Origin of the sequence: Marinobacter shunpengi (genome assembly GCF_045449715.1) — a bacterium.
Taxonomy (GTDB): domain Bacteria; phylum Pseudomonadota; class Gammaproteobacteria; order Pseudomonadales; family Oleiphilaceae; genus Marinobacter.
On the sequence record NZ_JBJJLA010000006.1, the window covers coordinates 93,093 to 117,938 of the forward strand.

General features: G+C 60.0%; 21 protein-coding genes. 16 read left to right on the top strand and 5 right to left on the bottom strand.

Features of this window, described 5'->3' with window-relative positions:
* The first annotated feature begins 34 nt into the window (after positions 1–34).
* On the top strand, positions 35–1,159 hold the full coding sequence (gene proB, locus ACJO3T_RS02425; RefSeq protein ID WP_406977688.1) for a glutamate 5-kinase: 1,125 nt from the start codon (positions 35–37) through the stop codon (positions 1,157–1,159).
* A gap of 79 nt (positions 1,160–1,238) precedes the next feature.
* On the opposite strand, the gene rpsT is transcribed toward proB, so the two are convergent.
* Positions 1,239–1,505 carry a 30S ribosomal protein S20 gene (rpsT, locus tag ACJO3T_RS02430; RefSeq protein ID WP_328188528.1) on the bottom strand — a complete coding sequence of 89 codons (267 nt, stop codon included), beginning with the start codon at positions 1,503–1,505 and terminating at the stop codon, positions 1,239–1,241.
* 238 nt (positions 1,506–1,743) lie between these two features.
* Here rpsT and murJ point away from each other — a divergent pair, with 238 nt between their 5' ends.
* The 12 genes from murJ to ACJO3T_RS02490 all read left to right on the top strand — a co-directional run bounded on the left by murJ (position 1,744) and on the right by ACJO3T_RS02490 (position 16,522).
* Positions 1,744–3,321 carry a murein biosynthesis integral membrane protein MurJ gene (murJ, locus tag ACJO3T_RS02435; RefSeq protein ID WP_406961160.1) on the top strand — a complete coding sequence of 526 codons (1,578 nt, stop codon included), beginning with the start codon at positions 1,744–1,746 and terminating at the stop codon, positions 3,319–3,321.
* Between the two features lie 74 nt (positions 3,322–3,395).
* Positions 3,396–4,367 carry a bifunctional riboflavin kinase/FAD synthetase gene (ribF, locus tag ACJO3T_RS02440; protein ID WP_406977689.1) on the top strand — a complete coding sequence of 324 codons (972 nt, stop codon included), beginning with the start codon at positions 3,396–3,398 and terminating at the stop codon, positions 4,365–4,367.
* A gap of 10 nt (positions 4,368–4,377) precedes the next feature.
* Positions 4,378–7,197 (top strand): isoleucine--tRNA ligase, encoded by a 2,820-nt coding sequence (gene ileS, locus ACJO3T_RS02445; protein ID WP_406961164.1) that lies wholly within the window; start codon positions 4,378–4,380, stop codon positions 7,195–7,197.
* 17 nt (positions 7,198–7,214) lie between these two features.
* Positions 7,215–7,733, top strand: a complete 519-nt coding sequence (gene lspA, locus ACJO3T_RS02450) for a signal peptidase II (protein WP_406961166.1) — start codon at positions 7,215–7,217, stop codon at positions 7,731–7,733.
* 5 nt (positions 7,734–7,738) lie between these two features.
* A complete protein-coding gene (gene fkpB, locus ACJO3T_RS02455; protein WP_406961168.1) occupies positions 7,739–8,191 on the top strand; it encodes an FKBP-type peptidyl-prolyl cis-trans isomerase in 453 nt (150 codons plus the stop codon).
* 176 nt (positions 8,192–8,367) lie between these two features.
* Positions 8,368–9,318, top strand: a complete 951-nt coding sequence (gene ispH / locus ACJO3T_RS02460) for a 4-hydroxy-3-methylbut-2-enyl diphosphate reductase (protein ID WP_406977690.1) — start codon at positions 8,368–8,370, stop codon at positions 9,316–9,318.
* Positions 9,319–9,591: 273 nt separating this feature from the next.
* Complete coding sequence (locus ACJO3T_RS02465) at positions 9,592–10,074, top strand: GspH/FimT family pseudopilin (protein WP_406961172.1); 483 nt, start codon at positions 9,592–9,594, stop codon at positions 10,072–10,074.
* Entirely contained in the window at positions 10,071–10,544 is a 474-nt protein-coding gene (pilV, locus tag ACJO3T_RS02470) for a type IV pilus modification protein PilV (RefSeq protein WP_406961174.1), read from the top strand. Before ACJO3T_RS02465 ends, pilV begins: the two co-directional genes overlap by 4 nt.
* On the top strand, positions 10,544–11,653 hold the full coding sequence (locus ACJO3T_RS02475) for a PilW family protein (RefSeq protein WP_406961176.1): 1,110 nt from the start codon (positions 10,544–10,546) through the stop codon (positions 11,651–11,653). Before pilV ends, ACJO3T_RS02475 begins: the two co-directional genes overlap by 1 nt.
* Positions 11,654–11,658: 5 nt before the next feature.
* Positions 11,659–12,192: a pilus assembly PilX family protein gene (locus tag ACJO3T_RS02480; protein WP_406961178.1), complete on the top strand. Its 534-nt coding sequence runs from the start codon at positions 11,659–11,661 to the stop codon at positions 12,190–12,192.
* Between the two features lie 36 nt (positions 12,193–12,228).
* Entirely contained in the window at positions 12,229–16,029 is a 3,801-nt protein-coding gene (locus ACJO3T_RS02485) for a pilus assembly protein (RefSeq protein ID WP_406977691.1), read from the top strand.
* A gap of 73 nt (positions 16,030–16,102) precedes the next feature.
* Complete coding sequence (locus ACJO3T_RS02490; protein WP_406961182.1) at positions 16,103–16,522, top strand: type IV pilin protein; 420 nt, start codon at positions 16,103–16,105, stop codon at positions 16,520–16,522.
* Positions 16,523–16,528: 6 nt separating this feature from the next.
* On the opposite strand, the gene ACJO3T_RS02495 is transcribed toward ACJO3T_RS02490, so the two are convergent.
* The 3 genes from ACJO3T_RS02495 to ACJO3T_RS02505 form a co-directional block, all read right to left on the bottom strand.
* Positions 16,529–17,104 (bottom strand): GspH/FimT family pseudopilin, encoded by a 576-nt coding sequence (locus ACJO3T_RS02495; protein ID WP_406961184.1) that lies wholly within the window; start codon positions 17,102–17,104, stop codon positions 16,529–16,531.
* A gap of 124 nt (positions 17,105–17,228) precedes the next feature.
* A complete protein-coding gene (locus ACJO3T_RS02500) occupies positions 17,229–18,614 on the bottom strand; it encodes a sigma-54-dependent transcriptional regulator (protein ID WP_406961186.1) in 1,386 nt (461 codons plus the stop codon).
* 22 nt (positions 18,615–18,636) lie between these two features.
* Positions 18,637–20,283 (bottom strand): ATP-binding protein, encoded by a 1,647-nt coding sequence (locus ACJO3T_RS02505; RefSeq protein WP_406961188.1) that lies wholly within the window; start codon positions 20,281–20,283, stop codon positions 18,637–18,639.
* Between the two features lie 122 nt (positions 20,284–20,405).
* Here ACJO3T_RS02505 and ACJO3T_RS02510 point away from each other — a divergent pair, with 122 nt between their 5' ends.
* A complete protein-coding gene (locus ACJO3T_RS02510) occupies positions 20,406–22,070 on the top strand; it encodes an NAD+ synthase (RefSeq protein ID WP_406961190.1) in 1,665 nt (554 codons plus the stop codon).
* A 45-nt stretch (positions 22,071–22,115) separates the two neighbouring features.
* On the opposite strand, the gene ACJO3T_RS02515 is transcribed toward ACJO3T_RS02510, so the two are convergent.
* The gene (locus ACJO3T_RS02515; RefSeq protein WP_406961191.1) at positions 22,116–22,946 is read right to left on the bottom strand and encodes an outer membrane protein assembly factor BamD; all 831 of its coding nucleotides are present in this window, start codon (positions 22,944–22,946) and stop codon (positions 22,116–22,118) included.
* 173 nt (positions 22,947–23,119) lie between these two features.
* Here ACJO3T_RS02515 and rluD point away from each other — a divergent pair, with 173 nt between their 5' ends.
* Positions 23,120–24,097, top strand: a complete 978-nt coding sequence (gene rluD, locus ACJO3T_RS02520; protein WP_406961193.1) for a 23S rRNA pseudouridine(1911/1915/1917) synthase RluD — start codon at positions 23,120–23,122, stop codon at positions 24,095–24,097.
* Complete coding sequence (pgeF, locus tag ACJO3T_RS02525; RefSeq protein WP_406961194.1) at positions 24,087–24,830, top strand: peptidoglycan editing factor PgeF; 744 nt, start codon at positions 24,087–24,089, stop codon at positions 24,828–24,830. The genes rluD and pgeF overlap by 11 nt, the downstream gene beginning before the upstream one ends.
* The last annotated feature ends 16 nt before the right edge of the window (positions 24,831–24,846 follow it).

The window sequence follows — 24,846 nt, forward strand, 5'->3', positions numbered from 1 at the left end:
CTGGCTGGGCCCGAGCAGGAATGAACCCGTAACCATGAGTGAACGTGTGCAGGTGCGCCGTGCCCGGCGCCTGGTGATCAAGATTGGCAGCGCTCTCCTGACCGACGATGGCCGGGGGCTGGATGTGCCTGCGCTGGCTCAGTGGGTGGATCAGATTGCGGAGCTGATTCGCGAGGGTGTCGAAGTGGTGGTGGTATCCTCCGGCTCGGTGGCCGAGGGTATGACCCGGCTGGGCTGGAAGCAGCGCCCCGAGCACTTGCACGAATTGCAGGCCGCCGCTGCCGTGGGTCAGATGGGGCTGGTGCAGACCTGGGAGGCCCAGTTCCGCCGTCACGACCGCCATGCCGCCCAGATCCTGCTGACCCACGATGACCTGTCCGACCGCAAGCGCTACCTGAATGCCCGCAGTACGCTCCGGACCCTGCTGGATTTCGGGGTTATTCCCATCGTTAACGAGAATGACACCGTGGTCACCGATGAAATCCGTTTCGGCGACAACGATACCCTGGGTGCCCTGGTGGCAAACCTCATCGAGGCGGATGGGCTGATCATCCTGACGGATCAGGACGGCCTGTTCGACCGGGATCCCCGTAAGCACGCCGACGCCCAGCTGGTGACTGAGCGGCGTGCCGGTGACCCGGATCTGGATGTCATGGCTGGCGGTGGCGCCGGAGCCCTGGGTCGCGGCGGTATGCTGACCAAGTTGAGGGCGGCCCGGCTGGCGGCCCGGTCCGGTGCCTTCACCGTCATTGTTGGTGGTCGTCTTGAAAGGGCGATCAGCCGGCTGCGGGCCGGGGAGAAGGTGGGTACTCTGTTGTTGCCGGAGCAGGGGCGTATCGCGGCGCGGAAGCAGTGGTTGGCCAGTCACCTTCAGACCAGGGGGCGAGTGACCATCGACGCGGGGGCTGTAAAGGTCCTCTGTGGTGGCGGTCGAAGCCTGTTACCCGTGGGGGTGAAGGGAGTTGCCGGTCAGTTCCGCCGGGGCGAGATGGTGTCCTGTGTGGACGAAGAGGGGCGTGAAGTGGCCCGGGGGTTGATCAACTATGGTTCCGATGAGGCCAGGGCCATTGCCGGGCGCTCCAGCGATCGCATTGCCGAGGTGCTGGGCTACGTGTCCGATGAGGAGCTGATTCACCGGGATAACCTGGTGCTGGTGTAACCGGTTGCCCGATATTGTGGGCTGATAATAAAAAACCCCGCTCGTGAGCGGGGTTTTTTGTGTCGCCAGGCGGGCCGGATCAGGCTTTCAGGGCCTTGATCTTGGCACTCAGGCGGCTCTTGTGGCGGGCCACCTTGTTCTTGGCGAAGATGCCCTTGTTAACCATGCTGTCCATGATCGGCTGGGCTTCCTGCAGGGCCTTCTGGGCTTCCTCGTAGTTGCCGGCGTCGATCTTGGTCTGAACTTTCTTCATATAGGTGCGCGCCATGGAACGCAGGCTGGCATTGTGCTTGCGGTTCTTCTCGTTCTGACGTGCGCGCTTCTTGGCTTGCGGGGTATTTGCCACCGTGTAACTCCTGAAAAATCTGAGTGAAAATCTGGATTCGCTGGGAGCGGTGCCATACTGGCGTCGCCCCGACAATTGTAGCCGCGCCCACTGCATTTGACGCGTCAAAATAAATGACGCGGAATCATGCCTCCACAGGCCGTCAATGTCAAGTGCGGAGCCGGCCCCTGTCCGGTTTCACGGCGCCTCGGGAGCCTGTGGTAAACTCCCGCGACACTTGCCACAGGAAGCGGTCTGAATGAGTCAGTCGGAAACCCCGGAAGCCCCCAATCCACCCTCAAGAGTGCCCGGCCTGTTACGTTCATCCGGTGTGGTGGGCGTGATGACCATGCTGTCCCGGGTCCTGGGTCTGGCGCGGGACATGGTGATTGCCCGGTATTTCGGGGCCGGCACCAGTGCCGACGCTTTCTTCGTGGCGTTCAAGATCCCCAATTTCCTGCGTCGCCTGTTTGCCGAAGGGGCCTTCAACCAGGCGTTTGTACCGGTGCTCTCCGCCTACCGCACGAATGGCAGCGTCAGCGAGGTCAGGGGGCTGATAAATGCCGTCGCGGGCGGTCTTGGGCTGGTATTGCTGGCGGTAACCCTGGTGGCGATGCTGGGATCACCGGTGCTGACGGCCATATTCGCCCCCGGTTTTGTGGACGACGACATCAAGTTCGCCCTGGCCAGCGACATGCTGCGGATTACCTTTCCGTACCTGTTGCTGATTTCCCTGACGGCCTTTGCCGGTGCCATCCTCAACAGTTATGACCGGTTTGCAGTGCCGGCCTTTACCCCGGTGCTGCTCAACCTTGCCATGATCGGCGCCGCTATCTTCCTGGCGCCCCTGATGGACGAGCCGGTAATGGCGCTGGCCTGGGGCGTGCTGATCGCCGGCGCCCTGCAGCTTTTCTTCCAGTTGCCGTTCCTGATGCGGCTGGGGCTGATGCCACGCCCCCGGGTGGATTACCGGCACGAGGGTGTCAGGCGTATTCTCAAACTGATGGCGCCGGCCCTGTTCGGTGTCTCGGTCAGCCAGATCAACCTGTTGCTGGATACCGTGCTGGCGTCGTTCCTGCAGACCGGCAGTGTGTCCTGGCTTTACTATTCCGACCGTTTGTCTGAGTTGCCTTTAGGGGTGTTCGGTATTGCCATCGGCACGGTGATCCTGCCCAACCTGTCCCGTAAACACGCCGCACAGTCGAAAGAAGATTTCGCGGCAACGGTGGACTGGGCCGTGCGGGCGGTGCTTCTGATCGGCGTGCCCGCAGCACTGGCGTTGGTATTGCTGGCGGAGCCGCTGATTGCGACCCTGTTCCACTACGGTGAGGTGACGGACCGGGATGTGGTCATGTCGGCCCAGAGCCTGCGGGCCTATTCGCTGGGGCTGTTGGCATTCATGCTGATCAAGGTGCTGGCCCCGGGGTTCTTCGCCAGGGAGGACACCAAAACGCCGGTGAAGATCGGTGTGATCGCCATGGTGGCCAATATGGTCTTCAACCTGGCGCTGGTGATTCCGCTGGCTCATGCCGGCCTGGCCCTGGCAACCTCCCTGTCGGCCTGGCTCAACGCCCTGCTGCTGTGGCGTGGGCTGGCGCGGGAAGGTGCCTGGCGGCCGCAGCCCGGGGCCCTCCGGTTCCTGCTGCAGTTACTGGCGGCCAACGGTGTGCTGGCCGTGGTCATCCTGGCCCTGAGCCAGCCAGTGCCGTCGTGGTTGGCCGCCAGCGGGGCGGACCGTACCCTGGATATGGCGATGCTGGTGGCGGCGGGTGTCGGGGCCTACTTCGTGGCCCTGGCCCTGGTGGGCATGAGGGTAAGACATTTCCGCCGCCGATAGGTTATAATCGCGCGTTTTCTCACCAGTGGCCTGAGGGGCGCTGGCAAGCTTGCAACAGAGGGTTCGCAGTACGCATGCGTCTGATTCGGGGGCTGACCAACCTCAAGCTGCTGTCTCGCCGGGAGGATTCCGTCCTGTCGCAGGGCTGTGTCGCTACCGTGGGTAACTTCGATGGCGTTCACCTGGGGCATCAGACCATCCTGGAGCAGGTAAAGGAAAAGGCCGACCAACTGGGCGTGCCGTCCGTGGTCATGGTGTTCGAGCCGCAACCCCGGGAATTCTTCCAGGGGGACGAGGCGCCGCCCCGGCTGACGGGGTGGCGTCAGAAGTTTGAAACCCTGCTGGCCAGTGGCGTCGATATCGTGCTCTGCCTGAAGTTTGATGAAACCTTCCGCAGCTACTCCGCCATGGGCTTTATCGACGATGTGCTGATCGACGGGCTGAAAGTGCGCCACCTGGTGGTAGGGGACGATTTCCGCTTTGGCTGTGACCGGGCCGGTGATTTTCGCCTGTTGCAGCAGGTGGGGGGCGAGGCCGGGTATACCGTTGAAAACACCCGTACCGTTACGGTTGAGGGCGATCGGGTCAGCAGTACCCGCATCCGTAATGCCCTGCTGGACAACCGGCTGGAACTGGCCGGGCAGCTACTGGGCCGTCCCTATGCCATCACTGGCAGGGTGGTTTATGGCCGTCAGCTTGGGCGAACCATTGGTGCACCCACCGCCAATATCCTGCTGGGGCGCATGGCGCCTTTGCAGGGGGTGTATGTGGTGGCGGTAGCCCTGCCAGATGGCCGTCAGCTGGACGGGGTGGCCAATATCGGCCTGCGCCCCACGGTTGACGGTCGCCAGCCCTCGCTGGAAGTGCACATATTTGACTTTGCTGGCACACTTTATGGCCAGCGTATTGATGTTTCGTTCCGCCATCCGCTGCGGGACGAGATCAAGTTTGATTCCATTGACGAACTGAAAGACCAGATCGCCCGGGACCTTGAGGATGCCCGGGCATGGATCGCCGACCACGGCACGGTCGCCAACCAACACTGACCGAGAGACTATGAGCGACTACAAGCACACGTTGAATCTGCCTGAAACCGCCTTCCCCATGCGCGGTAACCTGGCCAGGCGCGAGCCCGAGATGCTGAAGCGCTGGCAGGAGATGGACGTCTACGGCAACCTGCGCAAGCAGCGCGAGGGCCGTGACAAGTTCATCCTTCACGATGGCCCTCCCTATGCCAACGGCAGCATTCATATTGGTCACGCGGTCAACAAGATCCTCAAGGACATGATCGTCAAGTCCCGCAGCTTCATGGGGTACGACGCCCCCTATGTGCCGGGCTGGGACTGCCATGGCCTGCCCATCGAGCATAAGGTGGAGCAGGAAATCGGCAAGGCCGGCGTCAAGGTGGACTACAAGACCTTCCGCCAGGCCTGCCGCGACTATGCCACCAAGCAGATTGAAGGTCAGAAGGCCGACTTCATCCGCCTGGGTGTGATGGGCGAGTGGGACAAGCCCTACCTCACCATGGACCCGAAGGTGGAAGCCGGCATCGTCCGGGCTCTGGGCAAGATGGTGGCCAAGGGCCATCTGGTACGCGGCTACAAGCCGGTCTACTGGAGTGTGGTCGGTCAGTCCGCCCTGGCGGAAGCCGAGGTGGAGTACCAGGACAAGACCTCCACCCAGATCGACGTGCGTTTTACCGCCGTGGACCAGGGCAAGGCGTTGTCGGCCTTTGGTGCCGACCAGGGTGAGGGCGATGTGTCCGTGGTGATCTGGACCACCACCCCCTGGACCATCCCCGCCAACCAGGCCGTCTCGCTGCACGGTGAGCTGGATTACGCCCTGGTGCAGACCGATGTGGGCCATGGCCGCGAGCGTATGATCCTGGCGGCGGACATGGTGGACGGCATCATGAGCCGGTGGGGTGTGGAGCAGTACGAGGTGCTGGCGAAGTGCCGGGGTGCGGCCCTGGAACACCTGCAACTGCAGCATCCGTTCTATGACAAGCAGGTGCCGGTGGTACTGGGTGACCATGTGTCCCTCGACGCCGGTACCGGCGCCGTCCACACCGCGCCGGATCACGGTATGGAAGACTTCGAGGTGGGCAAGGAGTACGGCATCGACACCCTGAATCTGGTTCAGGCCGATGGCACCTATACCCAGGCGGCCGGTGAATTCGCCGGAATCCACGTCTATAAAGCGGACGAGCCCATTTGTGCCGCCCTGGAGCGGGAAGGCAAGCTGGTACGTTCCGAGAAGTTCCAGCACAGCTATCCCCACTGCTGGCGGACCAAGACCCCGCTGATCTACCGGGCAACGCCCCAGTGGTTCATCAGCATGGACAAGGAAAACCTGCGTGCCGATGCCCTGGAAGCCATCAAGGGCGTGCGCTGGGTGCCGGCCTGGGGCCAGAACCGCATCGAGGCCATGTTCCAGCAGAGCCCGGACTGGTGTATCTCCCGCCAGCGCACCTGGGGTGTGCCCATCACCCTGTTTATCCACAAGGAAACCCAGGAGCTGCACCCGGATACCCAGGAACTGATTGAGAAGGTCGCCCGATACATTGAAAAGGACAGCATCGACGCCTGGTATGAGATCGACACGGCGGAGTTGCTGGGCCCGGATGCTGATCAGTACGAGAAGGTCCTGGACACCCTGGATGTGTGGTTCGATTCCGGGGTGACCCACGAGGCTGTCCTGCGCCCGCGTCCGGAGCTGGGTCAGTTCCCGGCGGACATGTACCTGGAAGGCTCCGACCAGCACCGGGGCTGGTTCCAGTCCTCCCTGAAGACGTCCATCGCCATGAACGGCGTGGCGCCGTACCGTCAGGTGCTAACCCATGGTTTCACCGTGGATGGCAAGGGCCGCAAGATGTCCAAGTCCCTGGGCAATGTCATCGCGCCCCAGGAGGTCATGAACGAGCTGGGCGCCGATATCCTGCGCCTGTGGGTGGCGGCCACCGACTACTCCGGTGAGATGACTGTATCCAAGGATATCCTCAAGCAGACGGCGGATGGTTATCGCCGTATCCGCAACACCGCTCGCTTCCTGCTGAGCAACCTGACCGGTTTTGACCCGGAACAGCACATGGTGGCCCCGGACGACATGATCGCCCTGGACCGCTGGATGGTGGACCGTGCCCTTCAGCTTCAGGAAGAACTGAGCGAGGACTACGGCAACTACGCTTTCCTGCGCATCTACCAGAAGGTCTACAACTTCTGCGAGGCAACCCTGGGCGGTTTCTACCTGGATATCATCAAGGACCGGCAGTACACCACCCAGGCGGACAGCCTGGCGCGGCGTTCCTGTCAGACGGCGCTTTTCCATGTGGCCGAAGCCCTGGTGCGGTGGATTGCCCCGATCCTCAGCTTCACCGCCGATGAGATCTGGCAGCACCTGCCTGGCAAGCGCGGTGACACCGTCTACTACGAGACCTGGTACGACGGCCTGACGGCGTTGCCGGAGAGCGCCGAGCTGGGCCGCGATTACTGGCGCGAGATCTACAGTGTCAAGGAGGCGGTCAACAAGTGCCTGGAAGAGGCCCGGGGCCGTGGCGAGATCAAGGGCTCCCTGAGTGCCGAAGTCACGCTCTACTGTGAAGGTGACCTGGCCCACAAGCTGGAGCATCTGGGCGAGGAGCTGCGCTTCGTGCTGATTACGTCAGAGGCCACCGTCCGGCCGGTATCGGAAGCCGAAGGCGCCGAGCAGACCGGGTATGAAGGCCTGCTGGTGAAAGTGACGCCGGCCACCCACACCAAGTGTGAGCGTTGCTGGCATCACCGCGCTGACGTGGGTCAGAACGAGCAATACAGTGACCTCTGCGGTCGCTGTGTGACCAATGTGGAAGGCCCGGGCGAGACCCGTTCCTTCGCCTGATCCGGGAAGCGACATTGATGGATGCTGCCATGACCGATGAGCAGACCGGCACCAAACTGAAATGGCTATGGCTGGCGGTGGCTGTCATTGCCCTGGACCTCGGTACCAAGGCGCTGGCCACTGCGTTGCTGACCTACGGCGATCCGGTGCCGGTCATGCCGCTCTTCAATCTGACCTTGCTCCATAACACCGGCGCTGCGTTCAGCTTCCTGGCGGATGCCGCAGGCTGGCAGCGCTGGTTCTTTGTGGCTCTGGCGGTGATTGTAAGCGGTGTTCTGATCTACTGGCTGAAAGGACTGAAGCGGGAAGAAACCTGGACCGCTATTGCCATTGCCCTGATCCTTGGCGGTGCCATCGGTAATGTCTATGATCGCGTGGTCCACGGCTATGTGGTCGATTTCCTGCATTTCTACTGGCAGGACTGGCACTTCCCGGCGTTCAACCTGGCCGACACCGCCATCACCATCGGTGCCGGCATGATGATTCTCGATATTTTCCGCAGGCCTTCCGGGAAGGCGGCGGATGGGAGTGAGTGATACCCATGAAAGATCTGCCCATTGACCGGGGAACCCGGGTGACCCTCCATTTCGCCCTCAAGTTCACCGATGGCGAAGTGATTGATTCCACCTTCGATAAAGACCCGGCCTCGCTGGAAATCGGCGATGATAATCTACCGGAGAATTTCGAGGCCTACCTTATGGGGCTCAAGGCTGGCGACCGGGAAATCTTTGAGGTACCCCCCGAGAAAGCCTTTGGTCAGCACAACCCGAGCAATGTACAGACCTTCAAACGCCACGAATTCAGCGCCGACATGGTGCTGGAGCCGGGAGTGATGATCTCCTTTGCCGACGCCCGCCAGAGCGAGTTACCCGGTGTGGTCAGCCGCGTGGAAGGCGATCAGGTGGATGTGGACTTCAACCATCCGCTTGCGGGGCGTACACTGATGTTTGAGGTGGAAATCATCGACGTTGAACCTGTTGCGACCGCACACTAGTTGGCGGTTTGCTTCAGATTACGAGGATTCGATGTGGGGTGTTGCCTTCCGGGACCTTCAAAAACATGGACGTTTTTGAAGAGCCTCCAGGGATGGATTCACGGCGTGTCCCGGAAGGCAACACCCCGCAGCGAAGCCAGACTCCTAAGTCAGCCGGCCCGAGTAATATAGGCAACATGCAAATACGACTAGCCAACCCCCGCGGCTTCTGCGCCGGGGTAGACCGAGCCATAGAAATCGTCAACCGGGCCCTGGAGGTCTTCGGCGCCCCCATCTACGTGCGCCACGAAGTGGTCCACAACAAGTATGTGGTAGACGATCTGCGCAATCGCGGCGCCATCTTCGTGGACGAACTGGATGAAGTGCCCGACGACACCCTGGTGATCTTCAGCGCCCACGGCGTTTCCCAGGCGGTCCAGAATGAAGCCGCCAACCGTGGCCTGAAAGTCTTCGACGCCACCTGCCCGCTGGTTACTAAAGTCCACCTGGAAGTCATGCGCTACAGCCGCGACGGCCGCGAATGCATCCTGATCGGCCACCATGGGCATCCGGAAGTGGAGGGCACCATGGGCCAGTACGATCACGGCAATGGCGGTGATATTTACCTGGTGGAAGACGAGAAAGACGTCGCCAGTCTGGAAGTGAGGGATCCCTCGCGCCTTTCCTACGTCACCCAGACCACCCTATCCATGGACGATACCGCCCGGGTCATAGATGCCCTGCGGGAGAAGTTCCCCCAGATTGAAGGCCCCCGCAAGGACGACATCTGCTACGCCACCCAGAACCGCCAGGACGCCGTCAAGCAACTGGCCAGCGACTGCGACCTGATGCTGGTAGTAGGCTCCCCCAACAGCTCCAACTCCAACCGCCTGCGGGAACTGGCCGAGCGCATGGGTACGCCTGCCTACCTGATTGACGAGGCAGGCCAGATCGACCCGAAATGGCTTGAAGGCCGCAAAGTTGTCGGTGTGACTGCTGGCGCTTCCGCGCCTGAGGTGTTGGTCAATGACGTTATTAAGCGCCTCCAGGACCTGGGTGGCACCGCCCCTGAGGAAATCGCGGGTCGGGAGGAGAATATCGTCTTCTCCATGCCGAAAGAGCTTCGGATCGACGCCGTAAACGTCTAGTCGGCGGGCCACTCCAGCTCTCGCGCCTCGCCCACCTTAAACCCCTCTCCCTCAGGGAGAGGGGTGGGGAGAGGGTGGTGCGATATCGCCCAGCTTCCTGTTCCCCGCTCCCCACATCTGCCCGGCTAACGAATGCATCCAACCTGTGACCTTCATCACGCCCCGGCTGTCCTCCTTACCGTTTATCCGCCAACAAAAACCACTCGTCGCGTCGCCATGGATGGCACAATGGACGCCGGTTAATCTTTCTGTAAGTCATGATGGAAGTGGACTATGCGCGGAAGAGAACGAAGTTCTGGTTTTACGATGATTGAGTTGCTGGTCGCGATGGCGGTGATGGCAATCATTCTGGGTCTTGTGGTCCCCTCCTTCCAGGGAATTATTCGATCAAACCAGGTCACCACGGAAGCGAATGCCTTTATGTCGGCCGTTCAGCTAGCTCGTAGTGAAGCGGTCAAACGAGGGGGCGTGGTGTCGCTGTCTGCAAACGGGGCGGATTTTGGTGAGGGCTGGTGCGTTCACACCGGCGCTGACTGCGCTGCCAACCTTATCCGTGAGTTTGACGAACCAAGTTCGGATTTTGCCGCCGGCTTCACCACCGTTGCCTTCAACCAGCGGGGAGAGCGGGATGCCCTTGGCACACTCCAGGTCCAGGTCCGGCCTGCGGACTGCGCCGCTGGTGAGGCGGGCGCCGAACGGGAAATCAGCATACTGACAAGTGGCCAGGTTCGGATGGGGAGGAATGATTGTCCATGAGCAACGGTGATTCAGGTTTTCACGGCATAACGCCGGGCAAGCCGCGTGGGCAGGGTGGTTTCGGTCTGATCGAGGTGCTGGTTTCGCTGCTGATCCTCGCTATCGGTCTGCTGGGGCTGGGGTCGCTTCAATCCACCGGTCTGACCATGACCAGCGAGGCCCGTAACCGCAGCCAGGCCATTTTCCTGGCCGAGGATATTTTTGAGAGGGCTCGGGCCAACAGGAGCAACCTGGCGGCATACAACGTTGATGCTCTTGATGACCCGGACTGTGACGAGGACTTTTCAATCGACAATGGCGGGGTTGCGGCGGATGATCTCGCCGAATGGCAGAACTCGCTTGCATGTCTGTTACCCAATGGAACCGGTGCTGTGGACGTGGTTGATAACACGGTAACCGTCCAGGTGACCTGGGATACCAACTCGGGCAACGACGATGACGGCTCACTGACCATGGCGGCGGAGATCTGATGATGGCCAGTTTGATAATGACCAATCAAAGCCTTCCCGGAAAGCAAAAGGGGCTGTCGCTGGTTGAGCTGATGATCGCCCTCCTTTTGGGGACTGTGTTAACGCTGGGCGTTACCCAGGTCTTTCTGGGCTCAAACCAGACCTACAGAACCAGTGATGCCGTTGCCATGTTGCAGGAGAATCTACGTTTCTCTCTGTCCCGGCTGAGTCGCGACGCACGGATGGCCGGCCATTACGGTTGCCTGATCGGACAGCCAACGGAACATCTCGACACAGGAAACGCGGCCTACAATGAAGACCTTTTTGACTTCGAGCGCGCGGTCGTTGGCTGGGAGGCTCCCAACACCGGCTTGGGGGACGATCACGAGCTGGAGGCGTTTGTCGCTGGGAATGGCGGCTGGACAAACGGTGAAGGTGATGGCGTGCCAGCAGTGGTTGCTGACAATGCCCTGCAGGGGACCGATCTTCTGGTGCTCAATGGCGCTGTGCGGGCTCAGGTCGATTTGGCGGGCAATCCTTCGCCGCCGGCGAATACGATTGGCGCTGCGGGGGAAACGGGCATTCCCCAAGGGACTATCCTGATTGCCGTAATGGGCGATTGCAGTGGTGGAGATCGGTTCCAGAAGTCAAATGATGCCAATGCAAGCTCTATTACAAAGGGGGTTGGAGGAACACCGGGTAACACGAACGCCGAAGATCTGGCTGACCATACGGATGACTCATCCGTCTACACCTACCGGAGTACCGGCTATTTTGTCGGTTTAGGCGCTGATGGCGAACCGGCGCTGTTCCAGGTTGCCCTGGAACCTGGAGCACCCGATGGCAACCCTATCGAGATCGTGTCCGGCGTGGAAGGTATGCAAGTGCTATACGGGATCCGGCAGAATGAACGTCGGGCCGAGACCTACGTTCCGGCGGACCAGGTCAATGCCTGGGAGGATGTGGTTAGCGTACGGTTTGCCCTGTTGATGCGGTCCGGCGACGGGATCCTTGATGAGGACAACGCCAGGACCTTCAACCTGGTGGGTACGGAACTGGATCCAGGGGCTGATCGCAGGGCCCGTCTGGTTGGCTCGTTTACCGTTGGTATCCGGAACCGTTTGGAGTGAGGTCCATGAGTGAGAGCAGAATATTGAACGGTTTCCCTGAATCAATAGTCGTCCGGAAGGACCAGTCGGGGTCGGCGCTGATCGTCTCCCTCATCATGTTGCTACTGTTGAGCCTGATTGGCGTCGCCGGTATGCAGAGCACCACCCTGCAGGACCGGATGACCGGCAACCTGCAGGATCAGGAACTGGCCTTCCAGGCAGCGGAAGCGGCGGTAAGGGAGGCGGAGGATTTCCTGCGTAATAATCCACCAGCGAATTTCCCCAATAACGATGGACTCTATCGGGTCAATGCCGACAATCGCCCCGACTGGATGGACGATATCGAGGATAACGGCAACGGTATTATCGAGTATGGGGAGGACATCGACAGGACATCATCGCGGCCTGTTTATTACATCGAACAGATTGACTCGATCGTCCCGCCCGGGACAGACCTGTCCACTTTTACAGAGCCGGTGTATTACCGGGTGACCGCACTCGGTTATGGCGGTTCCGAGGATGCCGTGGCGGTGATCACCACGGTATTCAAGAACAAGTAACTTGCTCCAGGGATCTGGAGCAGCGGAGATTGGGCTATGAATCTATTGAAAGCTTGTATGAAAAAAATCCGGATAGCGTGCGACCAGAGGGTAGCGCATTGCGGGGCGGCTTTGTTGCTTATCATGGCGCCTCTCCAGTATTCCTCAGCCGAAGTGGCCCAGTCTCCCTTGTTCCTGGGTGGAGGTAGTGGTGTACCGGGTAACCTAGTGTTAACACCCTCGGTAGAGTATCCGACTATACAGAGTCTGGCGAACCTCGGGAATTACAGTCCTAATACGAAATTCGAAGGTTACTTCGATCCGGGCAAATGCTATCGCTACAGTTATGCCGGGGATAACCACCAGAACAATCACTTCTACCCCTCAAGTACGACGTCATCACGTACCTGTAGTGGTTCTGGAGAATGGAGTGGTAACTTTCTGAACTGGGCGCTGACCCAGACGATCGATCCGTTCCGTAAGGTGTTGACCGGGGGCTATCGCGTCAGGGATACCGCTACCGAAACCTGGTTGGAGAAAGCCCGCCATCCTGGCCAGAGTGGCCTTACTGTCAAGGACCTCAATGATGGAGCCCTTGTCGCCGGGGCAACTCCCTTTAACGTAGACCGTATCCGGGTAAAAATCGAAGGCCTCGAAAAAGACATGCGGTTCAGCCTCAATAACCGCTCTGTTGATGCGTCGCAGGAATGGTATGACCCGTCGGAAAGTATCAGGACTCAGGATAATAATAGTTATCGCGCGGCTGTTCGTGTCAAGGTGTGTGATACATCTGTGGGGTTGGAAGATAACTGCCGTCAGTACAGCCAGGGCTGGAAACCCGAAGGTCTGATTCAGCAGAATGCCCGGGATATCCGCTACAGCGTGTTTGGCTATTTGAACGATCCGGGAAGCTCCCGGGACGGTGGCGTTCTGCGGGCAAATCAGAAATACGTTGGCCCGCAGCGGTTTGTTGAGGGTGAGGGCTTTTTGGCTAATCCGAATGCGGAGTGGGACGAGGAAACTGGTGTCCTTGTTGACAACCCCAATCCCGATGACGCCGAAAGCACTCCTGGAAGTATCACTAATAGCGGTGTTATCAACTACATAAATAAATTTGGGCAACTGAACAGTTATGATCAGAAAGCACTGGATCCGGTGAGCGAGCTCTACTACGCCGCTACCCGCTACCTGAAAAACCAGGGCAATGTTCCTAGCTACTCGGCACTTAGTGGGAGCGATGTCGCCCGGTACACGGACAACTTTCCCGTTATCACGGATTGGGACGATCCGATCCAGTATGAGTGTCAGTCCAACGTCATCCTTGGGATAGGCGATGTAAACACTCACGATGATGGCAACCTACCTGGGACAAGTTATAGAGGAGACGAGCCCTCATTGCCTGACGAGGTCAGCGACGATGATACGGTCGATGTAACCACTGCGACGAACAAGGTCGGTGATCTGCAAGGGATTAATAATCTTGGAGAGAACCAATTCACTGGGCGTGAGAATACAGCCTACATCGCCGGCCTCGCTTACGATAATCACACCGTTGACATGCGACCGGATCTCCCCGGCAAACAAACCGCGTCGACGCACTGGGTTGATGTTCTGGAAAACCAGGCCCTGGCCTCTCCGTCAAACAATCAGTACTACCTGGCGGCGAAGTACGGTGGGTTTGATATTCCAGAAGACGAAGAGGAAGAAGCCGCTGACTTTGACCCCTATACAAGAACCGAACCATTGCCTGAAGGATGGTGGCATACCAACAACGAAACGGTCTCTGTCGGAGGTACCAGTTTCAAGCGCCCTGACAATTTTTACACCGCCGGTGAAGCAGGCAAGATGATCGAAAGTCTGCGGGAAGCGTTCAGAAACATCACTGCCGAAATGTCCAGCTCTGCCTCTTCGGTGGCCGCCAACTCCACGTCGCTTCAGTCCGACACCGCCATCTTCCAGGCGTCATTCGACAGCTCCGCCTGGAGTGGTAACCTGAGCGCCTTTGAGCTTAGCGCTGGGGGTGTAATCTCCGTGGCTCCTATATGGTCGGCGGCGGAGAAGCTAGACGATATGAGTGACGTTGAGATTGGCAATCGGAACATATTGACTGCCGCGCCATTAGCCGATGTCGGGGATATCATGCTGACGTCAACAGGGCAAGGCTTTGAATGGGCCGATCTGGCAGAGGATCAACGGGATGCCCTTCGAATGACCGAAAGCGGCACCATGTCGGAAGTCTCAATGGGGCAGAACCGACTGGACTATCTTCGTGGGCTCCGTACCCAGGAGCAGACAGATACAAACCAGACGCTACCGTTCCGGCAGCGTGACAGTCGCCTTGGAGACATTGTCAATTCGTCACCTCAATACGTACATCAGGAGAATTTCGGGTATTACTTCCTTGACTCCGTACCCGGGTTTGGTGACGTGGACAGCTATGCCGATTTCCGGGATAGCGATGTCTATCAGGATCGTCCTCCCCTGATCCTCGTGGGTGCGAACGATGGGATGCTGCACGGGTTCAATGGCAGTATTGACCCGGATGATGGCGGTGAAGAGCTCTTTGCCTATGTGCCGGCGGGGATCTTCGACAACCTGTGGGAACTGACAGAGCCGGAATACGAGCATCGCTACTACGTTGATGGTACGCCACGGGTCAGTGATGCCTGGCTGGGCAATACCCTCGGTTGGAGAACCATTGCCGTTGGCACCACCGGTGCTGGGGGCAGGACGGTATTTGCCCTGGATGTGACCGACCCGGAGAACATGGGCGAGTCGGAAGTGCTCTGGGAATTCTCGCATCCGGATGCCGGCTACATGATGCAACAGCCATCCATATTCGCCTTGCCGAACGGTGAATTTGGTGTGGCCGTCAGCAGTGGCTACGAGTCCGGTTTCGACGATGGTGTGGTGTGGCTTCTGGAAGCAGGGACTGGCGATGTCATTGAGACCATCGAAGTGCCAACCGACGGTGCGGACCTGGGCTCACCCGTCCTGATCGATCTGGACCGGGACCGCGTGGCGGACAGGATGTACATCGGCGATACGGACGGCCGGATCTGGCGTGCGGACCTTGAGGGAACCAATACGAACAACTGGGACGACGTTACTTTGTTGTTTGAGGCGGCCGAAGACCAGAGTATTACGGCGGACCCGGTGGCGGCTCTTAACGAACAGGGGCAGGTTATGCTGTTCTTTGGCACTGGCAGTTTCCAGGATATTGGTGACAACGTAGTGCCCGAAGACCCCACCGTGGACTCGTTCTACGGGATTGTTGATCGCGGGAGTCTGGTTGAACGCGACGACCTGCTGGAACAGGAAATTCTGGCCGAAGGAACCGTAAGCGGAAACCGGGTCCGAGTGGTCTCCAAGAATGAGCCCAGCGGGAGTGCCTACAACGGCTGGTTTATCGACCTGCTCTGGAAAGAGTCCAATGGTGGTCCAGGGGCCCAGGGAGAAAGGGTGGTATCGAAAGCCCTGGTTCGTTCCGATCGGGTTATCTTTCCAACCCTGATCCCATCAGAGGATCCCTGCGCAGCGGGTGGCCGTAGTTGGTTGATGGAAGTATCCCTGAATACTGGTGGCCGCCTGGATTACCAGGTGTTTGACATCAATAACGATGGTGAGATTAACGACGAGGACAATGTCGAAGATCCCCAGTGTGAGGGTGATTGCCCGGATATACCACCTTCCGGCACGGATCCGGATATCGGTATTATCAATACCCCGACGATTGTCGAAGGCTGCGTCGACGACGATGAGTGCAAGGTTGTCAGTGGCTCTTCCGGGCAGGCGGATACGATCCAGGAGGAAGGAAACGTCAACTGGGGCCGAATCAACTGGGAACAGCTCCGATAGCACAGCCGATGATGAGCCAGCCCGAAAAACGGGCTGGCGAACACCACTAACGTACTTGATCATGGATACTGAAATGAGAAAACCTCAGATAAATGCGGGCAAGGGTTTTACGCTGATTGAGGTAATGATTGTTGTTGTTATCATCGGCATCCTCGCTGCGATCGCTTATCCCTCTTACCAGGCGCATGTGGAACGGACGCGCCGTAATTTAGCGCAGGCTGATTTGCTTGAGCTGGCCCAATGGATGGAGCGTCGTTATTCGACAGAGTTTGACTATAGGGACGGTGGCGGCGATCCGGTACTTCCATTCGATACGTCGCCAAGAAACGCTGCTGAACCAACTGCGTACAATATCAGTTTTGACGGTGCAGTTGGTCGATCCGATTTCGAGTTACAGGCTCAACCGACGGCGATGCAAAACGGTGACCGATGTGGAACCCTGACTCTGAATGAACAGGGCTCAAGAGGGGCTGACGAGGCTGATTGCTGGTAACTCCACCTAGGGGCAGCGGATATTTTCGCCACTGGCGTTTTCAACAATGCCATCGCCGTTGCGGTCTTGTGACCATATCAGTCGACCACCAAAATTAATGCGAACGTGGTTGGCTCTTTCAGCAGACCGGGAGGCCGGACACCAGGTCAGGTTGCCGATGGATCCCTTTGAACTGCCATCAGGGTTGAACTGGAAATATCGCCTTGGACCGCTTCCACTGTTACTCGGTATGATTTGGCCAGAATCGTGCAGAGTCAGCTGCTTGATGATCTGAAGTTCGTCCTGGAGTTCCCTGATGTTGTCCGGATCCAGAAATATCGCCACCGGTTGTTGCCAGTCGTTCGTGCAGGCGCCATCCGGTTGTATCGGACAAAGGGTTACTGCGGTCCTGCGATGGACTGCGGTTGTTCTGGCCAGCGTAAACGCCCGTTGAAGGTTGGTCTGGACAGAAGATGCCTGGACCCTTTCCGTAACCGGTGTCCACAAGATCGTTGTGACGGTGAACAGCATTGCACTGATCATGAGTGTGACAATCAGCTCAAGTAACGTTGCTCCCTCTTCCTTGAACTTATATATATCCATGTTTTTATCGCTTTCCCGAAGTTCAGGCCAGCGATTGTGCCCAAGGGGCGCATCCCCTGGTATCGGCATATTTCGATTCCAGAGGTAAGTCTTCACTTACACTTGAAAGCTACAGGCTTTCTTCTTATTCCATCCCCAACTTCTTCAACCGATACCGCAAGGCCCGGAAACTGATCCCCAGCCGCTTGGCTGCTGCGGTCTTGTTCCACCGGGTAGCCTCCAGGGCCTTTTCAATGGCTTGCCTTTCAATGGTCTCCAGGTACCCCTCCAGGTCCATCTCGCCATCGGGAACCGGCGGCAGTGCATCATTGTGGTCTTCAGCATGGCCGTTGGATCGGTCTTCCGGCAGGTCGATGGGCGGGGTGCCGATATGCAGGTCGTCGGCGTCGATCACTTCCGAGTCGCACAGGGTGAAGGCCCGTTCCAGGATGTTCTCCAGTTCCCGGACATTGCCGGGGAAGGCGTAGTCCCGCAGATAGGCGAGGGCGCCCTTGCTGAGCGTCGCCGGGGGGCACTCGTATTCCTTGGCGATGCGCTCCAGGATGTGCGTTGAGAGCAGGGGGATATCATCCGGTCGATCACGCAACGGTGGTACCGCCAGTTCGATCACGTTGATGCGGTAGAACAGGTCCTGGCGGAAGCTGCCGTCTTTCACCAGTTCCGGCAGGTTCTTGTGGGTGGCGCTGAGGATACGGATATCCACCGCCACCTCCCTGGATTCACCCACCGGGCGTACGGCCTTTTCCTGGATGGCCCGCAGCAGTTTGACCTGCATGGCCAGGGGCAGGTCGGCCACTTCGTCCAGGAACAGGGTGCCACCGTTGGCGCTGCGGAACAGACCATCCTTGTTCTCGTTGGCGCCGGTAAAGCTGCCCTTGCGATGGCCGAAGAACTCGCTTTCCATCAGCTCGGAGGGGATGGCCCCACAGTTAACGGCGACAAAGGGCGCATCGCTTCGTGGGCCCTGCAGGTGGATCATGCGTGCCACCAGTTCCTTACCACTACCAGACTCGCCACTGATGAACACCGGGGCCTGGCTCCTGGCCAGCTTGCGGGTCTGACTGCGTAGCCGGCGGATTTCCCGGGAGTCACCCAGCAGCAAACCGGGTTCATCCGTTTGTTCGGTTTCCTGTCTCTCTGGTTCCGACAACTTGAGGGCGCTTTGGACCAGATCCCGAAGCCTGGGCAGTTCCACCGGTTTGGAGACGAAATCGAAGGCACCGGCCTTGAGCGCTTCAATGGCGGTGTCCATGTTGCCGTAGGCGGTGATCACTGCCACCGGTGTCTCCGGAGCGTGCTCCTGTATCCAGGCGACCAGGTCGATGCCGTTACCGTCGGGCAGGTTCATGTCCGTCAGGCACAGGTGGGCGGGCTCCGCCTCAAGCAGTTCACGGGCGGTAGCCAGGTCCGGTGCTGAGCGGGTGGCGATGCCCATGCGGACCAGGGTGATCTCCAGCAGTTCGCGGATATCCGGTTCATCATCCACTATCAGCGCGGTATGGGTGGTCATGGGTGAACGTCCTTAAACTCCGTTATATCAGGCGGCCGGATGGCGCGAAGGTGATCCGGAAACAACAGCCCTGGCCGTTGTCCTTCAGTAGCGACAGGTGGGCCTGATTGGTTTCGCACAGCTCCCGGGCCAGGTAGAGGCCCAGGCCGGTGCCGCTCTTGTCAGTGGTAAAGAAAGGTTCGAAGATCGAGGCACGGTGTTCCTCGGAGATGCCCGGGCCATCGTCCTGTATATCGATGTAGGCCCGTTCGCCGTCGGCGGTGGCGCCAACCCGCAACGTCAGCGTTGCTGAGCCGGTCTGCTCCTGGCTGTAGCGCAGGCCGTTGTCGCACAGGTTGGTCAGCACCTGTTCGATCTGGCTCTTGTCGAAGCGGGCCTGGGGAACACCGGGTAACACCTCCAGGTCGATGTGGGCCGTCGTGCCATCGCGGCTTCCCCGGGCCTGCCGGTAATCCTGGGTGAAGTCTTCCAGCCACCGGGGAAGATCCACCAGCTCGGCGTTGGCCTGGCGTCGGCGGGACAGGTCCAGCACGTTCTCGATAATCCCGTTTACCCGCCGGGAATGGCGTTGCACGATCTCCAGCATGCGTTGGTCCGCCTCGCCAATCTCTCCGGATTCCTGCATGAGTTGGGCGGCATGGCTGATGGCGCCCAGGGGATTGCGGACTTCATGGGCGATGCTGGCCGTTAACCGCCCCAGGGAGGCCAGTTTCATCTGCTGGGCCTGTTGGGTCACCTTGCTCAGGTCCTCGATAAACACCAGGATCAGATCACTGTTCTCTTCGTCCAGGCGGGTAAAGCTGGCTTGTATCATGGGGGCCGCGGACTGGATCTGGCAGGGTTCGGGACGCTTTTGTGGATTCTCCTTCCAGGCCGCCAGGCCCTCCAGCAGGGCGATGGGCAGGACGCGGCTCTGGTGGCCATGGTTGCCGGTCAGGCCAAAGAGGAGTTCCTCGGCGGCACCGTTGGCCAGCCGGATACGGCCATCCTGGTCGGTGACCACAATACCGGTACGCATGCGCTGGATAATCTGTTCGTTGATCTTTTCCAGCTCCACAATGCTGCGGGCACGGAAATCGGCCAGTGCTTCACTGCGTTGCATGCGCCGGGTCACCGACTGCAGGATCAGTGCCGCACCGAAGTAGAGTATCCCCAGCGAGCCGGCACGCACGATATTGTCGACACTCTCATCCAGGGCCATGACGCCCCACCCGGAAATGGCCAGGGAGCATATGGCTGCTAGGGCGGCATAGAAGATGCCCATGCGGCTGGGGGTCAGGATGTTGCCCGCCGCCACCGTGATAATGATCAGGTTGGCCAGGCCATTGGTAATGCCGGTACTGGTCGCCAGGAAGAAGTGGATAGCGAGGATGTCGAACAACAGGGAGAGAGTGATATGGCGCTGGCTGAGCCGGAAGCCCTGCATCAGCAGTATGCCGATAATGACGTTGAGCGCCAGGTAGGCCAGCACCCCCGACTGGTACTGGACCGGCAGGCGCATGGGGTGATCCATTTGCGCCGGATCCACAAACAGCAGGCCGGCCAGCACCAGGCTGATCACAATCCGGTATACGTTATACACCCGGAAAAGCCTGTGGCTCTGTGCAGGGGGAGCCGGTATCAGGGGGCTGGCGGGTTGTTCGGTATTTTCCGGCGGAGCGTCTTTCAAGCGGACATCTCTTGCGTTGTTGCAATGGGTTTATGGGGCTTTCCATGCCTCAACGCAGCAGAAATCCGTTCTGCACACCGTTATAATAGCCTTTTCACGGCAACAGGTTACAGGAGCGGAGCATGTCTGAGCAGCCAGGTGCAGGAACGGTGGGCCAGATCACCCGGAAACTCACTGTCGTCATGGCACAGATGGATTTCCTGGTGGGGGACATACCCGGAAACACCCGCCTGGTCATCAATGCGGTCCGCAAGGCCGAGCAGGAGCATAACGCAGATCTGGTTGTATTTCCGGAACTTTGCCTCACCGGCTATCCTCCGGAAGACCTGTTGCTGAGGCCAAGCCTGGAGTTGAGGGTGGCCGACGCGCTGGCAGAGCTGTGCCAGGCCGGCCTGCAGGCTGCCTGTGCTATCGGGGCGCCGGTCCGTCAGGGCGGGCTGCTGTACAACGCTGCCCTGGTGGTGGATGGTGGCGAGGTTGCCGCTACCTACTGCAAGCAGTTCCCGCCCAACTACCAGGTGTTCGACGAAAAGCGTTACTTTGCCGCCGGCTCCGACACCTGTGTCCTGGAGTTGCGGGGTGTGCCCGTCGGGCTCACGGTGTGTGAGGATATCTGGAGTGAGGGGCCGGTCGAGCGAGCGGCTGCCGCTGGCGCCCAACTGCTGATCAACCTCAACGCCTCCCCCTACGATATCGGCAAGCAGGCCCGTCGCAAGGCACTGCTGGAAGGCAAATCCCGGGATAACGCCATCAGTATCATCTACGTCAACCTGGTGGGCGGGCAGGATGAGCTGGTGTTCGACGGCGGCTCCCTGGTCTATGACCATTCCGGTGGGCTGGCGCTGGAAGCTCCCCAGTTCGATGAAGGCCTGTATGCCGTGGAGTTCCTCTACGACCGCCATTGCCAGCCGCTTTCACGGCCACCGCTTCCCGAACCTTCCCTGGAGGAAAACATCTACAGGGCCCTGGTGCTCGGCGTCAGGGACTACGTCAACAAGAACGGCTTCCGTTCCGTGGTGCTGGGGCTTTCCGGTGGCATCGACTCCGCGGTCACGCTGGCGGTTGCGGTCGATGCCCTGGGGGCGGACCGGGTGCGGGCGGTGATGATGCCGTTCCGCTACACCTCATCCATGAGCCTGGAGGATGCCGAGGCACAGGCCAGAGCCCTGGGCGTGCACTACGATGTCTTCTCCATTGAGCCCATGTACGATGCCTTCATGGCTACCCTGGCCGGCCCCTTCGAAGGCACCAGCCCCGACACCACCGAAGAGAACCTGCAGGCGCGCCTGCGAGGCGTGCTGTTGATGTCCCTGTCCAACAAGTTCGGGTCCCTGGTGCTGACCACCGGCAACAAGAGCGAGCTGGCGGTGGGTTACTCCACCCTCTACGGCGACATGGCCGGTGGTTTTGATGCCCTCAAGGACGTACCGAAGACCCTGGTATTCCGCCTGGCCCGGTACCGGAATACCCTCGGCCCGGTCATCCCGGAGCGGGTAATTACCCGCCCCCCGTCCGCTGAACTGGCGCCAGACCAGAAGGATGAGGACAGCCTGCCCGGTTACGATATCCTGGACCAGATCCTCAACCTGTACGTGGAAAGGGATTTCAGTGCCGAAGCCATTGTGGCGGAAGGATTTGATCGCGCCGATGTGGAACGGGCCGTGCGGCTGGTGGATATCAACGAATACAAACGCCGGCAGGCGCCGATCGGCGTCAGGATCACCGAACGGGGATTCGGCAAGGACCGGCGCTATCCCATTACCAATGGCTGGAAACCCGGCAACTGAAGAAAGGAAATTGGGGCTGCCACGTTGCGGCAGCCCCGGAAGGCGTCAGTCCCCAAGCAGGCCGAAGGTGACCACGTTCAGCAATGACCGGTTCTCGGGCGTCAGGTCACGGCCCTGGAAGTTCAGGTTACGGTCGAAAGCCTCGCTGCCCGGGTAGTTGACGGCCAGCAGGCGGATCGCGTCCTTGGCGGCATCATCCAGTTCCAGAGCCTGGTAGGTTTCCGCCATCAGGATCAGGGCTTCCTCCGTGGAAGGTGACTCGGGGTAGTTCTCCACCACATAACGGGCCCGGTTGTTGGCGGCCAGGTAGGCCTGCCGACGGATGTAATAGTTGGCGGCGTGGAGTTCCAGCTCTGCCAGCCGGTTACGGATGGCAATCATGCGCTGGCGGGCATCCGGGGAGTACTCGCTGTCCGGGTAGCGGCTCAGCAGTTCGGAGAAATCCTGGAAGGCCCGGCGCTGCTCACCGGGATCGCGGTCGGTGGGGTCCACTCCCAGGTATCGTGTTGCCAGCCCCACGTCCAGGTTGTAGGAGGCCAGGCCCCGCATATACAGGGCATAGTCCGCCTGTTCGCTTTGCGGGTTCAGGCGCAGGAAACGGTCAGCGGCGCTGCGGGCGCCTTCCAGGTCCAGGTTCTGGTAGCGGGCGTAGATCAGGTCGAGTTGGGCCTGTTCAGCATAGCGACCGAACGGGTAGTAGGTCTCCAACTGGTCCAGGTTGCTCTCCGCCTCGTTGAAGTTGCCCGAGTTCATGGCGCTGCGGGCTTCCTCGTAGTAGGTCTCTTCCGGCAGTACCTCTGCCTCCTCCTGGGTGGAAGCGCAGGCGCCCAGAACCAGTGTGGCGGCCACTAATACACAACGAAAACCTGATCTCATGCCTGAATCCCGTATAATAACGTTTGAGCCGGTGGCTCCCACCGGAATCGGCCATTGTAACGGCCTTGTCCGCTGTTGTGCAGTGGGTTAACGGACATTCACCAGGGGCGACTGCAAAGACCGGGGTTCCGGCTTTGCTGACTGAGCAGTCCCTCAAACGGCCCGGGGCCAGTATGACAGAACTTTCCCGAATTCGTGCCTCATTCGAGGTGCCCCATGAACTCTCCGACCGGCGGCTGGACCAGGCGGTGTCGGAGCTGATGCCAGAACATTCCCGGTCGCGGCTACAGGGCTGGATCAAAGACGGACACCTCACCCTCAATGGTCGCCGGTGCAAACCGCGGGAAAAGGTGATGCTCGGAGACCGCATCGAACTGGATGCGGAGCCCGAGGCGCAGGTGGAATGGCAGGCGCAGGCCATTGAGCTGGACGTGGTCTACGAGGACGAGCACCTGCTGGTGATCAACAAGCCTGCTGGCCTGGTGGTGCATCCGGCGGCGGGCCACGCCGATGGTACCCTGGTCAACGCGCTCCTCAACTATGCGCCGGAGGTGGAGAACCTGCCCCGGGCGGGCATCGTCCATCGGCTGGATAAGGATACCTCCGGCATTATGGTGGTTGCCCGCAGCCTGATTGCCCATACTTCCCTGGTGGATCAGCTTCAGGAGCGGACCATGGGACGTGAATACGAAGCCGTGGTGGTGGGCGAACTCACCGGTGGGGCCACCGTGGACGCCCCCATCGGTCGCCATCCCCGCGACCGCAAGAAGATGGCCGTGGTGGCCTCGGGCAAGCCCGCCGTCACACACTATCGGCTTGTGGAACGCTTCGCCGCCCACACCCATGTCCGGTGCAAGCTGGAGAGCGGTCGTACGCATCAGATCCGCGTCCATATGGCCCATGTGAGGCACCCGCTGGTGGGTGACCCACAGTATGGCGGTCGCCTGCGGCTACCGAAGGGAACCACCGAGGCTTTGCGGGAGGTGCTGGCCGGGTTCCAGCGCCAGGCACTCCATGCCCGCCAACTGACCCTGGAGCATCCGGAGACCGGCGAAATCCTCACCTGGGAAACGCCGCTCCCGGAGGATTTCGAGCAGTTGCTGGCGGCCTTGCGCCGACACGCGAAGGAACTGGAAAGCCATGAGTTCTGAGTTACCGGTGATCCACCCTGACTGGCCGGCACCATCCCGGGTGCGGGCCCTGTGCACCACCCGGTCCGGTGGTGCCAGCTCCCCCCCCTGGGACAGTTTCAACCTGGGAGACCATGTAGGTGACAACCACGGGGATGTCCTGGAAAACCGGCGCCGGCTGGCCCACTGGGCCCACCTGGAAACGGAGGACTTCCACTGGCTGCAACAGGTGCATGGTACCGATGTCGCGCGCCTGCCCGGAGACGACCCTCTTGCCGATGCGGCGGTGACGGACCGGCCCGGCGTCGTCTGCACGATCCTGACGGCGGACTGCCTGCCGGTCCTGTTCTGTAACAGGGAGGGAACGCAGGTGGCGGCGGCCCATGCCGGTTGGCGGGGGCTGGCCGATGGTGTACTGGAGAATACGGTAGCAGCGTTTGATCAGTCTGCACAGGTACTGGCCTGGCTGGGGCCGGCCATTGGCCCTGAACGCTTTGAGGTGGGGCCGGAGGTGCGGGAGCGTTTCCTGGCGTTCAGCCACCAGTTGGACCCGTGCTTCGCCCTGTCACCGGATCGCCCCGGGCATTTCCTGGCCGATATTGTCGGACTCGCCCGGTTCCGTCTGCAGCAGGCCGGTGTCGAAGCCATCCATGGTGGTGACTGGTGCACGGTCAGTGAGCCGCAACGGTTCTTTTCCTATCGCCGGGACGGCCAGACCGGTCGCATGGCATCCTGTATCTGGCTGGAACCCTGAACATCAGCCCCGCCAT